Here is an 18,661-nt window from a genome sequence, read left to right as displayed (position 1 = left end):
CCTCGGAAAAGAGCAATGAAAAAACCGGCTGATTATACATGACGCCCCCTCTGGCGGCACGCGCCGTCAGAAAGGCATGGAGACAGGATAGTAACGCCGACGGGACAGTCGCTGCCCCGTCAGACGTAAAAGTTAACCGTTAAATACGCTGGTGCCGGCTCCCGGCGCCGTTTTCAGCACCCAGACGCGGCCATAGTGATTATACCAGCCGGCACGATGTCCGGCTTCCGGGCCAATCCCCTGGTAAATATCGAAGTGCTGCCCTTTAATCGCGCCGCCGACATCCAGCGCCACCATTACTCGCAGCTCGTACTGCCCGGTAAATTTGCCGTTGTTATCCAGCAGCGGTACTTCGGTCAGCAGCGTAGTGCCGGCCGGAATAATCGAACGATCCGACGCCACCGATGCGCGGCCAACCAGCGGCACGGCGCTGGCGCCTTTCACCGGCGCATACACTTCTGGTTTAAAGAACACAAATGACGGATTCTGCTCCAGCAGCTCGCGCACTTCGGCCTCGCTGTGGGTTTCGCCCCAGTGGCGGATGGCCTGCATCGACATATCTTCGCGCTTTACTTCGCCGCGATCGATCAACACCTTACCAATACTGTAATAGCCGTGGCCGTTTTTCCCGGCATAGCCAAAGAAGGTCAGCGGGGTACCATCGCCAAAATCGACATAGCCGCTGCCCTGGACATCCATAATAAAGTTATCCATCAGCGAATTGCTGTACGCCAGAATATACTTATCGCTCAGAGCGCCGGCATAAATCTGCGCCCGGGAAGGCAGGCGGCCACGTTTCGGCGGCATACGGTAGATGGGATACTGGAATGCGCCCTGCCGGGTGCGACGCGCTTCAATAACCGGCGTGTAGTAACCGGTAAACTGGACGTTGCCGTAGTTATCGGCGCCTTCCATCTGCCAGGCGTCAAGGCCAAACTGGCGCAGACTACGGGTGTCGCCGCCAGCGCGCAGCCACTCCTGAACGGCGCTGTAGACACTGTTCTGGTTATTATAGAGCCGCGGGGATGCGCTGCGAATCTGCCTCACCTGCTCGACAAAATCACCGGCGTTAATCGGCACGCCGACGGCGTCAGGCTGGTTCACCAGCGAGAAAGGCTGGGTCAGTTTGCCATCTTTATATTGCTGGCCGCGATCGGTCGGTTTGGAGGAACAGGCGGCCAGAACAGCAATCATCGCGCCAGTAAACAGGTAGTTAAGCCAACGTCCTTTCATTATTCTCTCGTCATATCAGTTACAGCAGATGCTTCGCGAAGATAGCAAACCCGTGCGGCTATTGAAATGCGTTCCGCCCGGAAGTGTGCGGGTCGCATAAAAAAACGCCAATCAGGGTTATATTTCAGCATTTGAACCTGAAATCAGCGAATTATTTTAAAAAAAGGTTGCATTGACGAGTCAGCAGAGTATATTGCGCACCCACGGACGCGGGGTGGAGCAGCCTGGTAGCTCGTCGGGCTCATAACCCGAAGGTCGTCGGTTCAAATCCGGCCCCCGCAACCAATTAAGACAATTTGAGAAGTTTATACCGGTGGCGCAAACCACATCAGGTATAAAGACGGACGCGGGGTGGAGCAGCCTGGTAGCTCGTCGGGCTCATAACCCGAAGGTCGTCGGTTCAAATCCGGCCCCCGCAACCAACTCGTTGTTTTAAGGCGTCCGTACAAGTCCTTAGAATATAAGAAGCCGCGTAGCTATAAACGGCTTGCGGTTTTTTTTTCGTTCTTATACTTCCTTACCCGTTTCAGGGAAGCCAGAGACAATGAGTAGACGAATGAGTGTACCGTTGAGATCCACTAATTTCATACACTCATTTTGAATTGTTTGCGGAAAAAATTCATTAAATTCTGGAGCCTACAAGCTATCTGTTCTTCTGAAACCGGCCTCTGGCCGAATCTTTCTAAGGAGTTAAGATGGCAATTGTAACCCGTCCACTTTCCGCTTCTGAGATCCAGAAAGCAAAGCCCTCTACCAAGCCCTATCTTCTGTTTGACGGCAAAGGTTTGTGCCTACAAATGAAACCTTCCGGCAAAAAATACTGGCGATTTCGCTATACGCGTCCATCAACAGGTAAAGGCACAGAAGTCAGTCTGGGATCCTATCCCGAACTTACTCTTGCTGATGCACGTATTGAACATCAGAAATATCTTTCTTTACTGGCTAAAGGCATTGACCCAAAAGATCTCGAACGCGAAGCAAAAACACAGGCCAAAATAACTGAAGAGAGCCGCTTCTCAGTTGTGGCTAGAAAATGGCATGACGTTAAACGGGAGGTTGTTTCAGAAAAACACGCCACGCAAATCTGGTCATCGCTGGAGCGTGATGTATTTCCTGCGCTTGGTGACCTATCCGTAGCCGAGATAAAAGCACCAACATTAATTACAGCGTTAAAACCCGTCGAAGTTCGGGGAGCACTTGAAACCCTGAGCCGCCTTATACAACGCGTTAACGAAATTATGGAGTTTGCTGTCAATCTGAGGCTTATAGAAGCTAACCCGCTTTCTCGTGTTGGACAGGTGTTTAAAAAACCGCAGACAGAGCATATGCCGACTATCCGCCCTGAACGTATACCTGAGCTAACACGTCGAATTGAAACAACCAATTTGGGGCTGTTAACCCGATATCTGATTAAATGGCAGTTACTGACATTAACACGTCCTGTTGAAGCGGCAGAAGCCGAATGGTCGGAAATTGATATGGGCAAAAAGGTCTGGACAATTCCTAAAGAACGGATGAAGAAACGCCGTGAACACCAGATCCCATTATTGCCAGAAGCACTATGGATTCTAGAGCAATTAAAACCGCTGAGTCAGAATTCGCGCTTTTTGTTTCCAGGCCGTATTCACCTTGATCGTTCAATGCATCGCCAGACTGTTAACGCTGCGCTTAAACGGATCGGCTATAAGGGAGAACTGGTGTCACATGGTTTTCGGGCTATCGGTAGTACCGCCATGAATGAAGCCGGTTTTTCCCCTGATGTTATCGAAGCTGTACTTGCTCATGTTCAAAGTGACAAAACACGCGCAGCTTATAACCGCTCGACCTACCTTGAGCAACGGGTTGAAGTAATGGTATGGTGGGGAAAACAGGTAAGTTCGACTTTACCCGCAATGTATGGGGTAAACAAATGAACAAAGTGACTCGCCTTATCTGGACGTGAGCTGCGAGGGGGACGCTGCGCTATATATTTATGCGCAGCAGCGTAAGGTGGCCTGAGCCTGCCATTGCGTCATTTGTTGAATAATGAAAAAGCAGATCCTGATTGAATCCGGATCTGCTTTTTGTATTGAACGGTTTTTCCTTCAATTTTTTAGTTATTAATCGGAAAGCGTACAAAATTATTCGATGTAGAATAATTTTGCATGAAAACCTATCAATATTTCACGAATCAACAGGTAAGTATCAAAAATTATTCATGATAAAGAATTTCTGGTGAGCACAGCCAGACAATCTGCACCAGAAACTGACTCACCAGCACATCAGAGTTGCACCAGTTCACTGTCACAGTTTATCTGCACCAGCATGCCATCGCCGTATACGGCAGGACTGCGCCAGGCATCATCGGATATACAATCTGCGCCAGCTTTAGCCTTTTAAGCCCTTTGGCCTTTTCCGGTCTGGCGCTGTTACCCTTAACCCGCCCCTTACCCTTTCCGGCCTTTCCCTTTTACTGGCGCAATCATCAGTAAAATCAATATACTGCTGCACCAGAGACCTGTTAATAGTCTAAACCGTTCACAAGGGGAGTTATTGAGAGGAAACTGTACAAAAAATTTCTACGTAGAAATTTTTTCGGTGAAAAACGATGAATAAAAGGTATTTTATAACGTGATGGCTATTAAAAATGATTCACATAAACATAACTAATTGATCTATCATAAATAATTACGATCTTAATAGTCAGTGATTATTGTTCCTGTCAGTGTTGATAGGAAAGCGTACAAAAAATTTTGCCTCCAAAATTTTTTGTACGAAAACCGATGAATAACGCAAAATTAATAGGAAATCACCCCAAATTATTTGTGGCAAATAATTTGGGGTGAAAATCGATGAATAACACAATCTCTTCAAGGTAACGACTATCAATTAGCCGCGCCTGCTTGTCCGTATATTTTATGACAACTGTCATAAAATCACCCATATACCGATTAATAATCATATTTTACGAGTTAAAAACTATTATTGTTTGTCAATCAATCTCTCCTCCCGTAAACCTGCGCCACATACCGCCCGCGCCCGTCGCCATGGCCCAGATCCATCGCCGTCATCGCCAGCGCTTCTTTTTCGCTGTAACCCTGCGCCAGATAGTGACGGATCGCATCCTGCGCCCAGGCATAGCGCAACGAGTGCGGGGGATATGCGCCAGTTAAACCAAGGCCCGCCGCCTGGCTGTGCCAGTATTTCATCGCGCTTTTCAGGTCGGGTTTATCTATCAGCCTGCCGTGGTGATCTTCTGACACAGCCAGCGCATTATCCAGCGCTTTTCTGACAGCGACAGCATCAAGAATAATTGTCTCGCGGGGCCGTCCACCTTTGGTGCCGAAAACCACCATTAACCGGGACTCACCGCGATCCAGCACCTGTTTCCACGTTTTCAGCGACTGTACGTTTTGCACCACCTCCTGCGAACGCAGGCCCATCAGCCTTGAGAGTTCCAGCGCCGCTGCCATCCCCGGATCTTTTGCATGGGCGGTTTCCAGCACATGGTGGTAATGTTCCGGCATTATGGCCTGCTTCGTACCGTCACGGGATGCGCCAGACAGGCCCAGCGAGCGGTTATTCAGTCGCTCACTCTGCGCCAGTCGTTCACGGACATAGCCTTCAATATGCCGCGCCTTAAGCTGCTCCACCCGGCGGATTTGTACGTTCTGCGCCAGAACCAGACGTTCACAAAACCGCTGCGCCAGCTTAATGCGGTCGTGAACGGTCTTATGGCTGCCGCTTGCCTGCTGTGCCAGTCGCTTCATTTCCTGCTCCAGAATCCCCATATTCTCCCCCTTTCATGATTGCCGCAAACTCACCCCCAAAAACTCAACACTGATACAGCTTTCCCCGGCGCACAGGCCGATAGCCCCTGTTTTTTGTCGGGGCGGCAGCCGTTGAGGTGTGGTGGGGCTTCGGTTGTGCTCTCAGAGCAGCCGCCCGCTTGCGCGGGTCATCCCCCGGATCGTCCTGATCCGCCCCGGTATCGGTTCATGTTCTCCTTATGGGTAAATGGCCTGAAAAGCCGGTGTCAGAATCCAGCCATGAGCTGGCGCAGTTGAGTTTTCTGGTGCAGGTCGAAAGGGCTTGCGTGCGTCACTTTCCCGCTCTGCGCGGTTAAAGTGACGCACTGGCACTGGTGCAGTGTTTTAACATTGCGTTTCTGGTGCAGTTTTACGGCCACGCGGCAGCAAAGCCTTACGGCAATGCAGGCCGCAGCCCGTAAAGACAGAAGACACTGGCTGTTAGCAAATGTGCGAATTGACCGGGATGTTTCCGGTGCTGTAGAAATTTTGACCAGCAAACTGGCACGGTTAAAGGGATTTGTTTTTGTATCGCTAAGCCTCTGTCGCAGTGAACCGCGGCCGGCGTTTTCTGAGGTCTGCACCGGTAAAGGCGACCGTCCTGATTCATCAGGCGCTTCTTGCAGGTCATGAAGCGTAAGGGCTGCCCGAAGGGCAGTTCGTTGCGAAAGCAAAATTACCTGAATGCAACGGGTACAGAAAGGAAAAACTGTTCTTGTCTGAAAAAAATTCCACAAGTTTCACCCTGTAAACAAACCGGCTTTAAGGTCTCCACCACTGAATGGATTAGATTTTAATATCACAAACAAACCACTACTCGTTTAAGAAGTTTGTAAAAATGAAATAAATCGGGGTATTGCACCAATATCTTTTGCATAACACGGTCTAATCCGTGTACCATACTTTATTTTTATGTTTTTGCAGCCACCACATTCACTATATTAATTTATACGTAAACATCATTTTTTATTGGGTCCGAAAAATACATTCACATGACAAATACATCCAAGCGAATTAATGGCCCTTCCGCATTCTGAAAAATAAAATTTTGAGATGTATATCTGCTTATTTTTCCATATTTTTATGCCGGCATATGCATGATCCAACTTAACCACCCGGTTAACAGATTGAAATATCTAAGAATGAGATATTATTCTCAAATAATATTATTCTGAGATACGAGTTTAAAATATTCACCGAGGTTATAAATGATATTTCTGTCTCTATATTTGTTCTTGTTTTTTATCTTTATATAGTCATAATCCTTATGGGGTAGTCACACGCGTGATTATTTCGCACTCCTGATGAAAGTGGATGATGAGGAAAAGGATATGGCCGACAGTTTCCAGAATGAAGTTCCCGCCGCTCGTGTAAATATCAAGCTTGACCTGCATACAGGCAATGCCAAAAAGAAAGTTGAACTCCCCCTCAAGCTTCTTGCTGTTGGCGATTACAGTAACGGGAAAGAGCAACGTCCGCTGTCCGAACGGGACAAGGTTGATATCAATAAAAACAACTTCAACAGCGTTATGGCTGAGTTCTCGCCTGCAGTTAATTTAACAGTAGAGGACACTCTAAGTGGAACCGGTAATGAACAAAATATCGCGCTTGAATTTAAAAGCCTGAAAGATTTTGAACCCGAACAGGTAGCAAAAAATATCCCACAGCTTCGTGTATTACTCGCTATGCGCAATTTATTACGTGACCTGAAATCCAATCTGCTGGATAACGCGACGTTTCGTCGTGAACTGGAAAATATCCTGAAAGACCCAACGCTCAGTTCAGAACTGCGTGATGAGCTGGCGAAAATTGCGCCGCAGGAGAACGTTTAACCCGAAGTGATATTCAGGTTAAACCGGAGAAGAAAGGATCACTGAAAAGGAAATGCTGATGTCTGTACAACAAGAACATGCCACCTCTGAAACTGCAACACTGACCACCACTGAGTCCGGCGGCGTTTATCAGTCCCTGTTTGATAAAATTAATTTAACCCCGGTGTCTTTCATTCAGGAAATAGATTCATGGCAAAACAGCGAAACACTGGCGGATGCCTCACCCGATGAGCGCGTGACAGCGGCGATTCACGTTCTGCTTTCCTGTCTGGCGAAATCAGGCGAGAACGTGGTCAAGCTCGACAAGAGCCTGCTGGATTTTCATATCGACGATTTGGATCAGAAAATCAGTAAGCAGCTTGATGCGGTCATGCACCATCCTGAATTCCAGAAAGTCGAGTCGCTGTGGCGCGGCACATGGTTCGTCGTACAGCGCACTGATTTTCGCAAAAATGTCAGAATTGAATTGCTGGATATCAGCAAAGAGCATCTGCGTCAGGATTTCGACGACTCCCCGGAAATCATTCAGAGCGGTTTATATCGTCATACATACATTCAGGAGTACGATACGCCGGGTGGCGAACCTGTTGCCTCATTAATTTCCAGCTATGAATTTGATAACAGCCCGCAGGATATTGCCCTGCTGCGCAATATTTCCAGAGTGTCTGCCGCTTCCCATATGCCTTTTATCGGTTCCGTCGGACCGAAATTCTTCCTTAAAAACTCGATGGAAGAAGTCGCCGCGATTAAAGATATCGGCAACTACTTTGACCGCGCAGAATATATTAAATGGAAATCGTTCCGCGATACGGATGACAGCCGCTACGTGGGATTAGTGATGCCGCGCGTACTGGGGCGTCTGCCGTACGGGCCGGACACGGTGCCGGTACGCAGCTTTAACTATGTGGAAGAAGTCAAAGGTCCGGATCACGAAAAGTACCTGTGGACAAACGCCTCGTTCGCTTTTGCCGCCAATATGGTGAAGAGCTTTGTGAATAATGGCTGGTGTGTGCAGATCCGTGGTCCACAGGCAGGTGGCGCAGTGGCCGATCTGCCAATCCATCTTTACGATCTCGGCACCGGCAATCAGGTCAAAATTCCGTCCGAAGTGATGATCCCGGAAACCCGCGAATTTGAATTTGCCAACCTTGGCTTTATTCCGCTCTCTTATTATAAGAATCGCGATTACGCCTGCTTCTTCTCGGCAAACTCCGCCCAGAAACCGGCGTTGTATGATACCGCTGACGCCACTGCCAACAGCCGTATTAACGCCCGTTTGCCCTACATCTTCCTGCTGTCCCGCATTGCGCATTACCTGAAAATCATCCAGCGCGAGAATATCGGTACCACCAAAGACAGACGCGTGCTGGAACTGGAACTGAACACCTGGATCCGCACGCTGGTGACGGAGATGACCGATCCGGGAGATGAACTGCAGGCTTCTCACCCGCTGCGCGACGGTAAGGTTATCGTGGAAGATATTGAGGACAATCCGGGCTTCTTCCGCGTCAGACTCTTTGCCGTGCCGCATTTCCAGATTGAAGGGATGGATATCAACCTGTCACTGGTTTCCCAGATGCCGAAAGCGAAAGCCTGACCGGGCCGTGGTGTGATATGAAAATTCATCGACCACTGTGGGCTGAGGGGACATTCCTGTCTTCTCAGCAGTTTCAGCAGCAGGCCCGCTGGGAAGCGTTCAGTAATGACAGCATTGCACAACTTTGTATTCGTCATCCGTGGGGGATCGCGAATGTGATCTTTGACCGCGATGCCCTGACGCTCGGAAAGCTGAAAACGCAGGCAGTACGCCTGCGTTTTGCTGATGGCACGCTGATCGATTCTGACGTGAGCGATGTTCTGCCGCTCGCCTGCGATCTGCGCGCGCTGACGAACGACAGCGCGGTTGTTCTGCTGGCGCTCCCGCTTGCGCATGGTAACGGCGGTAATCTCGGTCAGGGTGAGCAGACTGAAAGACCGCTGCGCTATCGTCAGGAATGGCAAAAGGTGCAGGATATCTACGGTAGTGACAGTGAAGATATGGCCGTTGAGCGTCATGCGCTGTCCCTGCGCTTTGCTCATGATAACAATCAGGATTACATCACCTGCCCACTGGCGCGTCTGGTGCGGGATGTTCAGGGCAACTGGAAACAGGATGAGGGCTATATTCCGCCATTGCTGGCGTTTAACGCCCATGACGGACTGGTACAGCGTCTGGACACGCTGCTGTTGCAGTTGCGGGCGAAGTGCCAGCGTCTGATGGCGATGCGCCGGGAAAGCAACCAGCGCATGGCGGACTTTGCCGTCGCCGATGTCTCCCTGTTCTGGCTGCTTAACGCGCTTAATTCCGCTGAGCCGGTGCTGAGTGATTTCCTGCGCTACCCGGCAGTTCATCCCGAACTGGTCTGGCGGGAGCTGGCGAGGCTTGCCGGGGCGCTGCTGACGTTTTCCCTTGAACATAACGTCAGCGCCGTCCCGCCCTATGTCCACGAATCGCCGTCCACTGTCTTTCCGCCACTTTTCTCCCTGCTCAGCGAACTGCTGGAAGCCAGCCTGCCGTCACGGGTGATCGCGCTGGATCTGGAATCCCTGCCGGGCAACCGCTGGAAAGCAGACCTGCACGATCCGCGCCTGCGGGAAGAGGCCGATTTTTACCTGTCCGTCCGTTCCTCTCTGCCTGCGCATCAGGTACTGCACCAGCTACCGCTGGTCTGCAAAATCGGTGCGCCTGATGACGTCACGCTGCTTATCAATGTGGCGCTGAACGGTGTTCCACTGGTGCCACTGACCTCAGTTCCGGCGGCGCTGCCGCTGCGACTGGAGAACCAGTATTTTGCGCTGGATATGCACAGTGACGCGGCTAAATCGATGCTGGAGTCCGGGTGCTGCATGATTTATGCGCCGGGAACAATGGGCGACCTGAAACCTGAACTGTTTGCGGTGCTGCGCACATGAAAAAAGAGACGGATATCAATATCGACGCGCTGCTGCGCGACACGTTTCTGACGGTGGTGGAACTGCGTCAGGGAACCACCGTGCGTCACGGTATGGAGCTGTATCGCCACTGCCAGCGGCAGGTGGAGGGGGTCCGCGAACGCCTGAAAGATGCCGGGTTCAGCCGGGAGAACGTGGAGCACATTACTTACGCACAGTGCGCCCTGCTGGACGAAACAGTCCTGAGTCGCAGCGGCATGGACGACGGTCAGGCCATCTGGATGAAGGATCCACTCCAGTCGCATTTCTTCAACACCCTGCAGGCAGGCGAGCTGCTGTACGAGCGGATGAAGCAGGTGTTGCAGGAGCCCGCGCCTGCACAGGCAGTGCTGACCTGCTTTCACCGTGTCCTGCTGCTGGGATTTCGCGGGCGTTATCAGGATCCGGTGGCCCCGGAGCGTGACCAACTTATTTCGACGCTCAACGGGCTGGTCGCGCCATTTGGCGTGCTGCCGGAAACGGCGGTACTGAACGTGCCGTTATCCCCCCGTCAGCACCCTTTGCTGCATTCGCCGTTTTTCTGGCTGGTAACACTGACGCTGCTACTGGCCGGTGTCTGGTGGGGACTGCACCACTGGCTGAACGTGCTGGTGGATGAATTGCTGCCGCAAAGCCTGCGGTAAAGGGAGTCGTGAGTGAGGAACACGCTGAAACAGGTCGTCGTGCTGTGGGGAATGGTGTTACTGCTGGTGCTGTGGTCGGTGTTTATCAGTCCGTCTGGCGTACTGAGATGGGCCGGGGCGGCGGCTATCGTTCTGACGGTTGCCGCGTTGCTGATTTACCGGCGCAGGCAGGCGTGGACGGAGATGACCGGCGATGCCGGGTTGTTATCGCTGCCGCCGGAAACGTACCGACAACCGGTAGTGCTGGTCTGTGGCGATATGTCGGCGCATCTGTTCACTGACAGCCCGGTCCGGCAGGTTTCAGAAGGGCTGTATCTGCATGTTTCTGATGAAGAACAGCTTGTGGCGCAGGCGGAGCGATTACTGACCCTTCGCCCGGCGTGGGCATCGCAGCTTGCCGTGGCGTATACCGTCATGCCCGGCATGTACCGGGATGCGGCGGTTCTGACCGGACAACTGCGCCGGTTCGCCCACAGTATGGCGACAGTGCGTCGCCGGGCGGGCGTAAACGTCCCCTGGCTTCTCTGGAGCGGGCTGTCCGGCTCGCCGTTGCCGGAGAGAGCGAATTCACCGTGGTTTATCTGTACCGGAGACGAAGTTCAGGTAGCAACATCCACAGAGAACGCGATGCCCGCGCAGTGGATTGCACAATCCGGCGTACAGGAGCGCAGTCAGCGACTCTGTTACCTGCTGAAAGCTGAAAGCCTGATGCAGTGGCTGAATCTTAATGTGCTGACGGCACTGAACGGCCCGGAGGCGAAATGCCCGCCACTGGCGATGGCCGTGGGGCTGGTCACCTCGTTGCCAGCGGTGGATAACAACCTGTGGCAAGTGTGGATCACCGCCAGAACCGGCCTGACGACGGATATCGCGGACACCGGCACAGACGCCAAGCTGCCGTTTCCGGATGCCCTGTTACGGCGGTTGCCGCGTCAGTCGGGCTTTACCCCGCTGCGACGAGCCTGCGTGACCATGCTGGGCATCACCACCGTGGCGGGTATCACCATGTTGTGCCTGTCAGCCACGGCAAATCGCCAGTTATTACGGCATATCGGTGACGATCTGCACCAGTTTTATGCCGTTCCGGCGGAGGAATTTATCACCAAAGCCCGTCGTCTGTCGGTGCTGAAAGACGATGCGGTCATGCTCGATGGGTATTACCGGGAAGGAGAGCCACTGCGTCTCGGTCTGGGGTTATACCCCGGCGAACAAATCCGCCAGCCGGTATTACGCGCCATTCGTGACTGGCGTCCGCCTGAGCAAAAAATGGAAGTGACAGCCTCGCTTCAGGCGCAGACCGTACGTCTTGACAGTATGTCGCTGTTTGACGTCGGACAGGCCCGCCTGAAAGACGGCTCGACAAAAGTGCTGGTGGACGCACTGGTGAACATCCGGGCAAAACCGGGCTGGCTTATCCTCGTGGCCGGATATACCGACGCCACCGGCGACGAAAAAAGCAATCAGCAGTTATCGCTGCGACGTGCCGAAGCGGTGCGTAACTGGATGCTGCAGACCAGCGACATCCCGGCCACCTGTTTTGCCGTACAGGGACTGGGTGAGAGCCAGCCTGCGGCGACCAACGATACGCCACAGGGCCGGGCAGTCAACCGGCGCGTCGAAATCAGTCTTGTTCCGCGTTCTGACGCCTGTCAGGACGTGAAATAAAACATACCGCCGGAAGAAGGCGGTGCTTCAATCACACTAACAAGGAGAGTAATTCTCATGGCTATTCCTGCTTATCTCTGGCTGAAAGATGACGGCGGCGCAGATATCAAAGGTTCCGTAGACGTCCAAGGGCGCGAAGGCAGCATCGAAGTGGTGGCGCTGGATCACGATGTGTACATCCCGACCGACAACAACACCGGCAAACTGACCGGTACCCGTACTCACAAGCCCTTTACGTTTACCAAAGAAATCGATGCGTCCAGCCCGTATCTCTACAAAGCAGTCACCACCGGCCAGACCCTGAAAACGGCGGAATTTAAGTTTTACCGCATCAACGACGCCGGTCAGGAAGTGGAGTACTTCAACATCACGCTGGATAACGTCAAGCTGGTCAGAGTCGCTCCGCTGATGCACGACATCAAGGAGCCTTCCAAAGAGAAGCATAACCACCTGGAACGCATTGAGTTCCGCTACGAGAAAATCACCTGGACTTACAAAGACGGCAACATCATTCATTCCGACTCGTGGAATGAACGTCCTTCCGCCTGATAACCGTGGCAGACAGGAAACTGTCTGCCTTTCTGTTGTGTGCTTTGCCCAGTGCCGCAGGCACCGGTACTGAGCAAAGCATACCCACAATCTGGTGATACCTGATGGGCCTGAGTGAGGTAACGGCTATGGGCGGTAGCGTACCTGAACGCAGATCGCAGGAATACAGAACACGATAAGGAAACCTTCTATGACCGGAAATCACCCCGCCGCGCTGCTGCGTCGCCTTAACCCGTACTGTGCGCGGGCGCTGGACGCTGCCGCCTCACTGTGTCAGACCCGCGCCCATGCAGAGATAACCATTGAACACTGGCTGCTGAAACTGCTGGAGCAGGGAGAAGGCGATATCACGGTGATTGCCCGCCGCTATGAATGGGATATCGACACGCTCTGGCAGTCTCTGCTGGCACATCTGGACACCTTACCCCGCTCGGTCCGCGAACGTCCGCAGCTTTCTGAACCCCTGACGGCGCTTATCAGACAGGCGTGGCTGATTGCCTCGCTGGAAGGCGACGACCCGCAAATCCGCAGCCAGCACCTGCTGATGGCGCTGACAGAAAAACCGATGCTGCCCGCCTGTAATGACCTGTGGGTATTGCTGAGCCTGAGCCGTGTGCAGCTTGAGCGGCTGCGTCCCCTGCTGGATGCGCAGTCGGATGAATGTCCGGCACGTCAGCCACAGGTCACCGAACCGCTGACATCCACGCAACCAGAGGAGGCAACGACGGACGCACCGGCAAACACGCTGACGGGGAAACAGGATGACGCCCTGCTGGCGGTACTTAACCGCTTTACCGAAGACGTGACGGAAAAAGCCCGCAGCGGGCGAATCGATCCGGTATTCGGGCGCGACACGGAAATTCGCCAGATGGTCGATATCCTCTCCCGCCGCCGTAAAAACAACCCGATTCTGGTGGGAGAACCGGGTGTGGGCAAAACCGCACTGGTGGAAGGGCTGGCGCTGCGTATCGCCGAAGGCAACGTGCCGGACAGCCTGAAAACGGTGCATATCCGCACGCTGGACCTCGGTCTGTTACAGGCTGGCGCGGGTGTTAAAGGTGAATTTGAACAGCGGCTGAAAAACGTGATTGATGCGGTACAGAAATCGCCGGAGCCGGTACTGCTGTTTATTGATGAAGCCCATACCATTATCGGCGCGGGTAATCAGGCGGGCGGCGCGGATGCGGCGAACCTGCTGAAACCGGCGCTGGCAAGGGGCGAGCTGCGCACCATCGCGGCAACCACGTGGAGCGAATACAAACAGTATTTTGAGCGCGACGCCGCGCTGGAACGCCGCTTCCAGATGGTGAAAGTCGACGAGCCGGATGATGACACCGCCTGCCTGATGCTCAGGGGGCTGAAAGCCCGCTATGCACAGCACCACGGCGTGCATATGCTGGACAGCGCCATTCAGACCGCCGTGCGCCTGTCGCGCCGCTATCTGACCGGACGCCAGCTGCCGGACAAAGCGGTTGATTTGCTGGATACCGCCGGAGCAAGAGTCCGCATGAGCCTTGACACTCTCCCGGAACCGTTGACGCAGCTTCATGCGCGACTGGCGGCGCTGGATATCGAGCGGGAGGCGATTGAGCAGGACAGCGTGTTTTATCCCAAAACCAGCCCGGAGCGGCTGGCGGAACTGACCGATTTGCATGATGAGCTACAGGCAGAAGCCGGTCATCTGGAAGCGCAGTATCAGCAGGAAAAGGCACTGGCGCAGCAGATTATGACGTTGCGTCAGGAAGGGACAGACAGCACTGAACTGCAACAGCAACTGCGGACGCATCAGGGCTTTGCACCACTGCTGGCACTGGATGTGGACGCCCGCGCCGTCGCCACTGTGGTGGCGGACTGGACCGGCATCCCGCTCTCTTCCCTGCTCAGGGACGAGCAGAGCGACCTGCTCAGTATGGAACAAAGCCTTGAAAACCGCATTGTCGGGCAACGCCCGGCGCTCTGCGCCATCGCACAGCGGCTGCGGGCGGCTAAAACAGGCCTCACGCCGGAGAACGGCCCGCAGGGGGTATTCCTGCTGACCGGCCCCAGCGGCACCGGTAAAACCGAAACTGCGCTCACACTGGCCGACACCCTGTTTGGCGGTGAAAAATCCCTTATCACCATCAACCTCTCCGAATATCAGGAACCGCATACCGTTTCCCAATTGAAAGGTTCGCCTCCGGGCTACGTTGGTTACGGTCAGGGCGGCGTACTCACCGAAGCCGTTCGCAAACGCCCGTACAGCGTGGTGCTGCTCGACGAAGTGGAAAAGGCGCACCGCGACGTAATGAACCTGTTCTATCAGGTATTTGACCGGGGCTTTATGCGCGACGGCGAAGGGCGGGAAATTGACTTCCGCAACACCGTGATTCTGATGACGGCTAATCTGGGCAGCGACCACATCATGCAGTTGCTGGAGGAAAAACCGGACGCCACGGACGCAGACCTGCATGAACTGCTGTACCCCCTGCTGCGCGAGCACTTCCAGCCTGCACTGATGGCGCGTTTTCAGACGGTGATTTACCGCCCGCTGGGACAGGAGGCGATGCGCACCATTGTGGAAATGAAACTGGCGCAGGTGGTTCGTCGTCTTCGTCAGCACTATGGGCTGGAAACGGAAATCAACGACAGCCTGTATGACGCGCTGACCGCCGCCTGCCTGCTGCCGGACACCGGTGCGCGTAATATCGACAGCCTGCTGAACCAGCAAATCCTGCCGGTACTAAGTCAGCAGTTGCTGGCGCAGCAGGCTGCGCACCACAAGCCAGCCCGGCTGCGGCTTGGCTGGGATGAGGAAGACGGGATTGTACTGGAGTTCGCTACGGAAGAGATGCAATAACGGAGGCTGTCATGGGTATTCAGAATTTCGATCATTCACACCACAAGCTCAAAATTCGCGGCCTGCAAAGTCCGGTGGATGTGCTGACCTTCGAAGGTCGCGAACAACTGAGTACCCCGTTCCGCTACGACATTCAGTTTACCAGCAGCGATAAAGCCATCGCGCCGGAGTTGGTACTGATGCAGGACGGCGCATTCAGCCTGACGGCACCACCGGTACAGGGAATGTCGGTGCAGGCTGTCCTGCGCACCCTGTACGGGGTCATCACCGGCTTTAAACACCTGTCATCGTCACAGGATGAAGCCCGTTACGAAGTACGTCTTGAACCCCGTATGGCGCTGCTGGCCCGCAGTCGCCAGAACGCCATCTACCAGAATTTGACGGTGCCACAAATCGTCGAAAAAATCCTGCGCGAGCGGCACCAGATGCGCGGTCAGGACTTCGTGTTTAACCTCAAAAGCGAATACCCGTCCCGCGAACAGGTGATGCAGTACGGTGAGGACGACCTGACGTTTGTCTCACGCCTGCTGTCGGAAGTGGGTATCTGGTTTCGCTTCGCCACCGACGCGCGGCTGAAAATTGAGGTTATCGAGTTTTACGACGACCAGAGCGGCTATGAGCGCGGACTGACGCTGCCGCTTCGCCATCCTTCAGGGCTGTTTGATGGTGAAACGGAAGCCGTATGGGGGCTGAACACGGCATACAGCGTGGTGGAAAAAAGCGTCACCACGCGGGACTACAACTACCGTGAAGCCACAGCGGAGATGATGACAGAGCAGCATGACGCCACCGGGGGCGATAACACCACCTACGGCGAAGCCTACCACTATGCCGACAACTTCCTGCAAAAAGGCGATAAAGAGGCAGCGGAAAGCGGCGCGTTTTACGCCCGTATCCGCCACGAACGCTACCTGAATGAACAGGCCATTCTCAAAGGCCAGAGCACCAGTTCACTGCTGATGCCGGGGCTGGAAATCAGGGTTCAGGGCGACGACGCGCCAGCGGTGTTCCTCAGGGGCGTACTGATTACCGGCGTGACGGCCAGCGCGGCGCGTGACCGCAGCTATGAACTGACGTTTACTGCCATCCCCTACTCAGAACGCTATGGCTACCGCCCGGCGCTTATCCCCCGCCCCGTAATGGCCGGAACGCTCCCGGCGCGGGTCACCAGCACGGTGAAAAACGATATCTATGCCCATATCGACAAGGACGGGCGCTACCGGGTCAACCTCGACTTTGACCGCGATACGTGGAAACCGGGTTATGAAAGCCTGTGGGTACGCCAGTCGCGCCCGTATGCGGGAGACACCTACGGCCTGCACCTGCCGCTGCTGGCGGGAACGGAAGTCAGCATCGCCTTTGAGGAAGGCAACCCGGACCGACCTTATATTGCAGGCGTAAAACACGACTCGGCACACACTGGCCATGTGACCATTCAGAACTACAAGCGCAACGTTCTGCGCACCCCGGCCAATAACAAAATCCGGCTGGATGATGAGCGCGGCAAAGAGCATATCAAGGTCAGTACCGAGTACGGCGGCAAGAGCCAGCTAAACCTCGGTCATCTGGTGGATGCCGGGAAACAGCAGCGCGGGGAAGGCTTTGAACTGCGTACCGATATGTGGGGCGCGGTGCGGGCGAAGAAAGGGATTTTTATCAGCGCCGATGCGCAGGACAAGGCGCAGGGTCAGGTGTGCGAAATGGCTCCGGCAATGGCGATACTGGATGGCGCACAGTCACAGATGAAGTCGCTGTCCACTGATGCGCAGACGGCGAATGCCGATCCGGCAGATCTGTCATCGCAGATTGCGTTGTTGCAACAGAGCGTAAAAGATCTGAACCAGGCTGCGATCCTGCTAAGCGCACCCAAGGGCGTGGCGATCGCCAGCGGCGAGCACCTGCAACTGGCCGCATCGAAAAACCTGATCGCGAACGCAGGAAATCACGCTGATATCGGTGTCGTGAAGAATATGTTTATCGGTGTGGGTCAGGCGCTGAGCGTGTTTGTACGCAAAGCGGGTATCAAACTGTTTGCCAATAAAGGGGCGATCTCGGTACAGGCACAGAACGATCTGATGGAACTGTTGGCACAGCAATCGATAGAGATCACCAGTACGGAAGATGAGATCAAGATCACCGCGAAGAAGAAAATCACCCTTAACGGCGGTGGCAGCTACATCCGGCTGGATGCCTGCGGGATAGAAGCGGGAACGCCGGGAGAATATAACGTTAAGGCCGGATATTACGGGCGTAAACCAAAGGCGAAGCTGACGCCGGAAGTTATGGCGTTTCCGGTGATTGATTCCGGAATGTTTAATTTATCTTTTATTCTAAAAGATCAGCAAACAGGTGATGTGATGAAAGATATAAAATATACATTAAGACTAACAGATGGAACTGTTCTTGAAGGTGTAACTGATGCAAATGGTAGAACAGAAAGTGTTTTTTCTGAAAAACCAAATAGGGTGGATTTATTCGTGGAGCAGAAATATTTCATTGATGAATAATGGGAGGTAAAAGATGGGGAAAGCTACCACATCTTCAGATTTGAAGAAGGATGAAGATTCTGTCGAAACCGCTTATATAACAGGTACGGAAGATTATATTATACCAGTGGTTTTTCCTGATTATAAAATAGGAGTGGGTGGTTATAAGGCTCCTTATTTAGGTCATGCGGGCGTGTTATTAATTAAAGGTGGATCTGGCGGAGCTAAATATTATGAGTATGGAAGATATGATGCTGCTGATTTAGGTATCGTACGGACTACAGGCGTTGCAAATGTAAGAATGAAAGGAGGTTCAATAGTTGTTTCTTCTTTTAAAAAAATGTTGCGCGGTTTATCTGTTAATAGTGGGCAAAGTGGAGATGTATCGGGTGCTATTTTTCGAAAGGAAAATGTCTATAGTAAAGCAATATCATGGTTGGAGGAGCGGAAAAAAGAAAATAAAAATAAGGATAGACCACCATATACATTATATGATAATAATTGCGCGACGTTTGTTGATGAGTTACTGGAGTATCTGGATTTACCTTCGGTAATATCATCATATTCTACCCCTATTGAATATATGAAAAGTCTACAGTGGAGAGCGAGAGATCTGACATATAAATATAAAGATGACAAGTTAGAGGTAGATTATTAA

Annotated in this window: 12 protein-coding genes and 2 tRNA genes; 12 read left to right on the top strand and 2 right to left on the bottom strand. The window is 53.2% G+C overall.

All coding sequences use genetic code 11. The features are described from left to right. Positions 1-132: 132 nt before the first annotated feature. A complete protein-coding gene (gene mltA, locus AQ981_RS23250) occupies positions 133-1,233 on the bottom strand; it encodes a murein transglycosylase A (protein WP_058914144.1) in 1,101 nt (366 codons plus the stop codon). A gap of 208 nt (positions 1,234-1,441) precedes the next feature. On the opposite strand from mltA, the gene AQ981_RS23245 reads away from it, so the two are divergent. The 3 genes from AQ981_RS23245 (at position 1,442) to AQ981_RS23235 (ending at position 3,146) form a co-directional block, all read left to right on the top strand. Further along, positions 1,442-1,518, top strand: a tRNA-Met gene (locus AQ981_RS23245). A gap of 60 nt (positions 1,519-1,578) precedes the next feature. Beyond that, positions 1,579-1,655, top strand: a tRNA-Met gene (locus tag AQ981_RS23240). Positions 1,656-1,928: 273 nt separating this feature from the next. Continuing rightward, complete coding sequence (locus AQ981_RS23235) at positions 1,929-3,146, top strand: integrase domain-containing protein (protein WP_058914143.1); 1,218 nt, start codon at positions 1,929-1,931, stop codon at positions 3,144-3,146. Between the two features lie 1,062 nt (positions 3,147-4,208). On the opposite strand, the gene AQ981_RS23230 is transcribed toward AQ981_RS23235, so the two are convergent. Beyond that, complete coding sequence (locus AQ981_RS23230) at positions 4,209-5,003, bottom strand: integrase domain-containing protein (RefSeq protein WP_058914142.1); 795 nt, start codon at positions 5,001-5,003, stop codon at positions 4,209-4,211. Between the two features lie 1,349 nt (positions 5,004-6,352). Between AQ981_RS23230 and tssB the strand changes: the two genes are divergently transcribed. From tssB to AQ981_RS23185, 9 genes are all read left to right on the top strand, one after another. After that, positions 6,353-6,853: a type VI secretion system contractile sheath small subunit gene (gene tssB / locus AQ981_RS23225; RefSeq protein WP_004968663.1), complete on the top strand. Its 501-nt coding sequence runs from the start codon at positions 6,353-6,355 to the stop codon at positions 6,851-6,853. 58 nt (positions 6,854-6,911) lie between these two features. After that, positions 6,912-8,450, top strand: coding sequence for a type VI secretion system contractile sheath large subunit (tssC, locus tag AQ981_RS23220; protein WP_058914141.1), 1,539 nt, complete (start codon positions 6,912-6,914; stop codon positions 8,448-8,450). A 17-nt stretch (positions 8,451-8,467) separates the two neighbouring features. Continuing rightward, complete coding sequence (gene tssK, locus AQ981_RS23215) at positions 8,468-9,805, top strand: type VI secretion system baseplate subunit TssK (RefSeq protein ID WP_058914140.1); 1,338 nt, start codon at positions 8,468-8,470, stop codon at positions 9,803-9,805. Beyond that, positions 9,802-10,467 carry a type VI secretion system protein TssL, short form gene (tssL, locus tag AQ981_RS23210; RefSeq protein WP_058914139.1) on the top strand — a complete coding sequence of 222 codons (666 nt, stop codon included), beginning with the start codon at positions 9,802-9,804 and terminating at the stop codon, positions 10,465-10,467. Before tssK ends, tssL begins: the two co-directional genes overlap by 4 nt. Positions 10,468-10,479: 12 nt before the next feature. Beyond that, a complete protein-coding gene (locus AQ981_RS23205) occupies positions 10,480-12,132 on the top strand; it encodes an OmpA family protein (RefSeq protein ID WP_058914138.1) in 1,653 nt (550 codons plus the stop codon). A 57-nt stretch (positions 12,133-12,189) separates the two neighbouring features. Beyond that, the gene (locus AQ981_RS23200) at positions 12,190-12,681 is read left to right on the top strand and encodes an Hcp family type VI secretion system effector (protein ID WP_000997070.1); all 492 of its coding nucleotides are present in this window, start codon (positions 12,190-12,192) and stop codon (positions 12,679-12,681) included. A gap of 190 nt (positions 12,682-12,871) precedes the next feature. Further along, the gene (gene tssH, locus AQ981_RS23195) at positions 12,872-15,517 is read left to right on the top strand and encodes a type VI secretion system ATPase TssH (RefSeq protein WP_058914137.1); all 2,646 of its coding nucleotides are present in this window, start codon (positions 12,872-12,874) and stop codon (positions 15,515-15,517) included. An 11-nt stretch (positions 15,518-15,528) separates the two neighbouring features. Then, a complete protein-coding gene (locus AQ981_RS23190; RefSeq protein ID WP_058914136.1) occupies positions 15,529-18,024 on the top strand; it encodes a type VI secretion system Vgr family protein in 2,496 nt (831 codons plus the stop codon). Between the two features lie 13 nt (positions 18,025-18,037). Beyond that, positions 18,038-18,661: a hypothetical protein gene (locus AQ981_RS23185; protein ID WP_058914135.1), complete on the top strand. Its 624-nt coding sequence runs from the start codon at positions 18,038-18,040 to the stop codon at positions 18,659-18,661.

The organism is Entomohabitans teleogrylli (assembly GCF_001484765.1).
In the GTDB taxonomy this organism is placed as follows: domain Bacteria; phylum Pseudomonadota; class Gammaproteobacteria; order Enterobacterales; family Enterobacteriaceae; genus Entomohabitans; species Entomohabitans teleogrylli.
The sequence above is the reverse complement of the archived record's forward strand: the minus strand, read 5'-3'. Positions and strand labels throughout refer to the sequence as shown.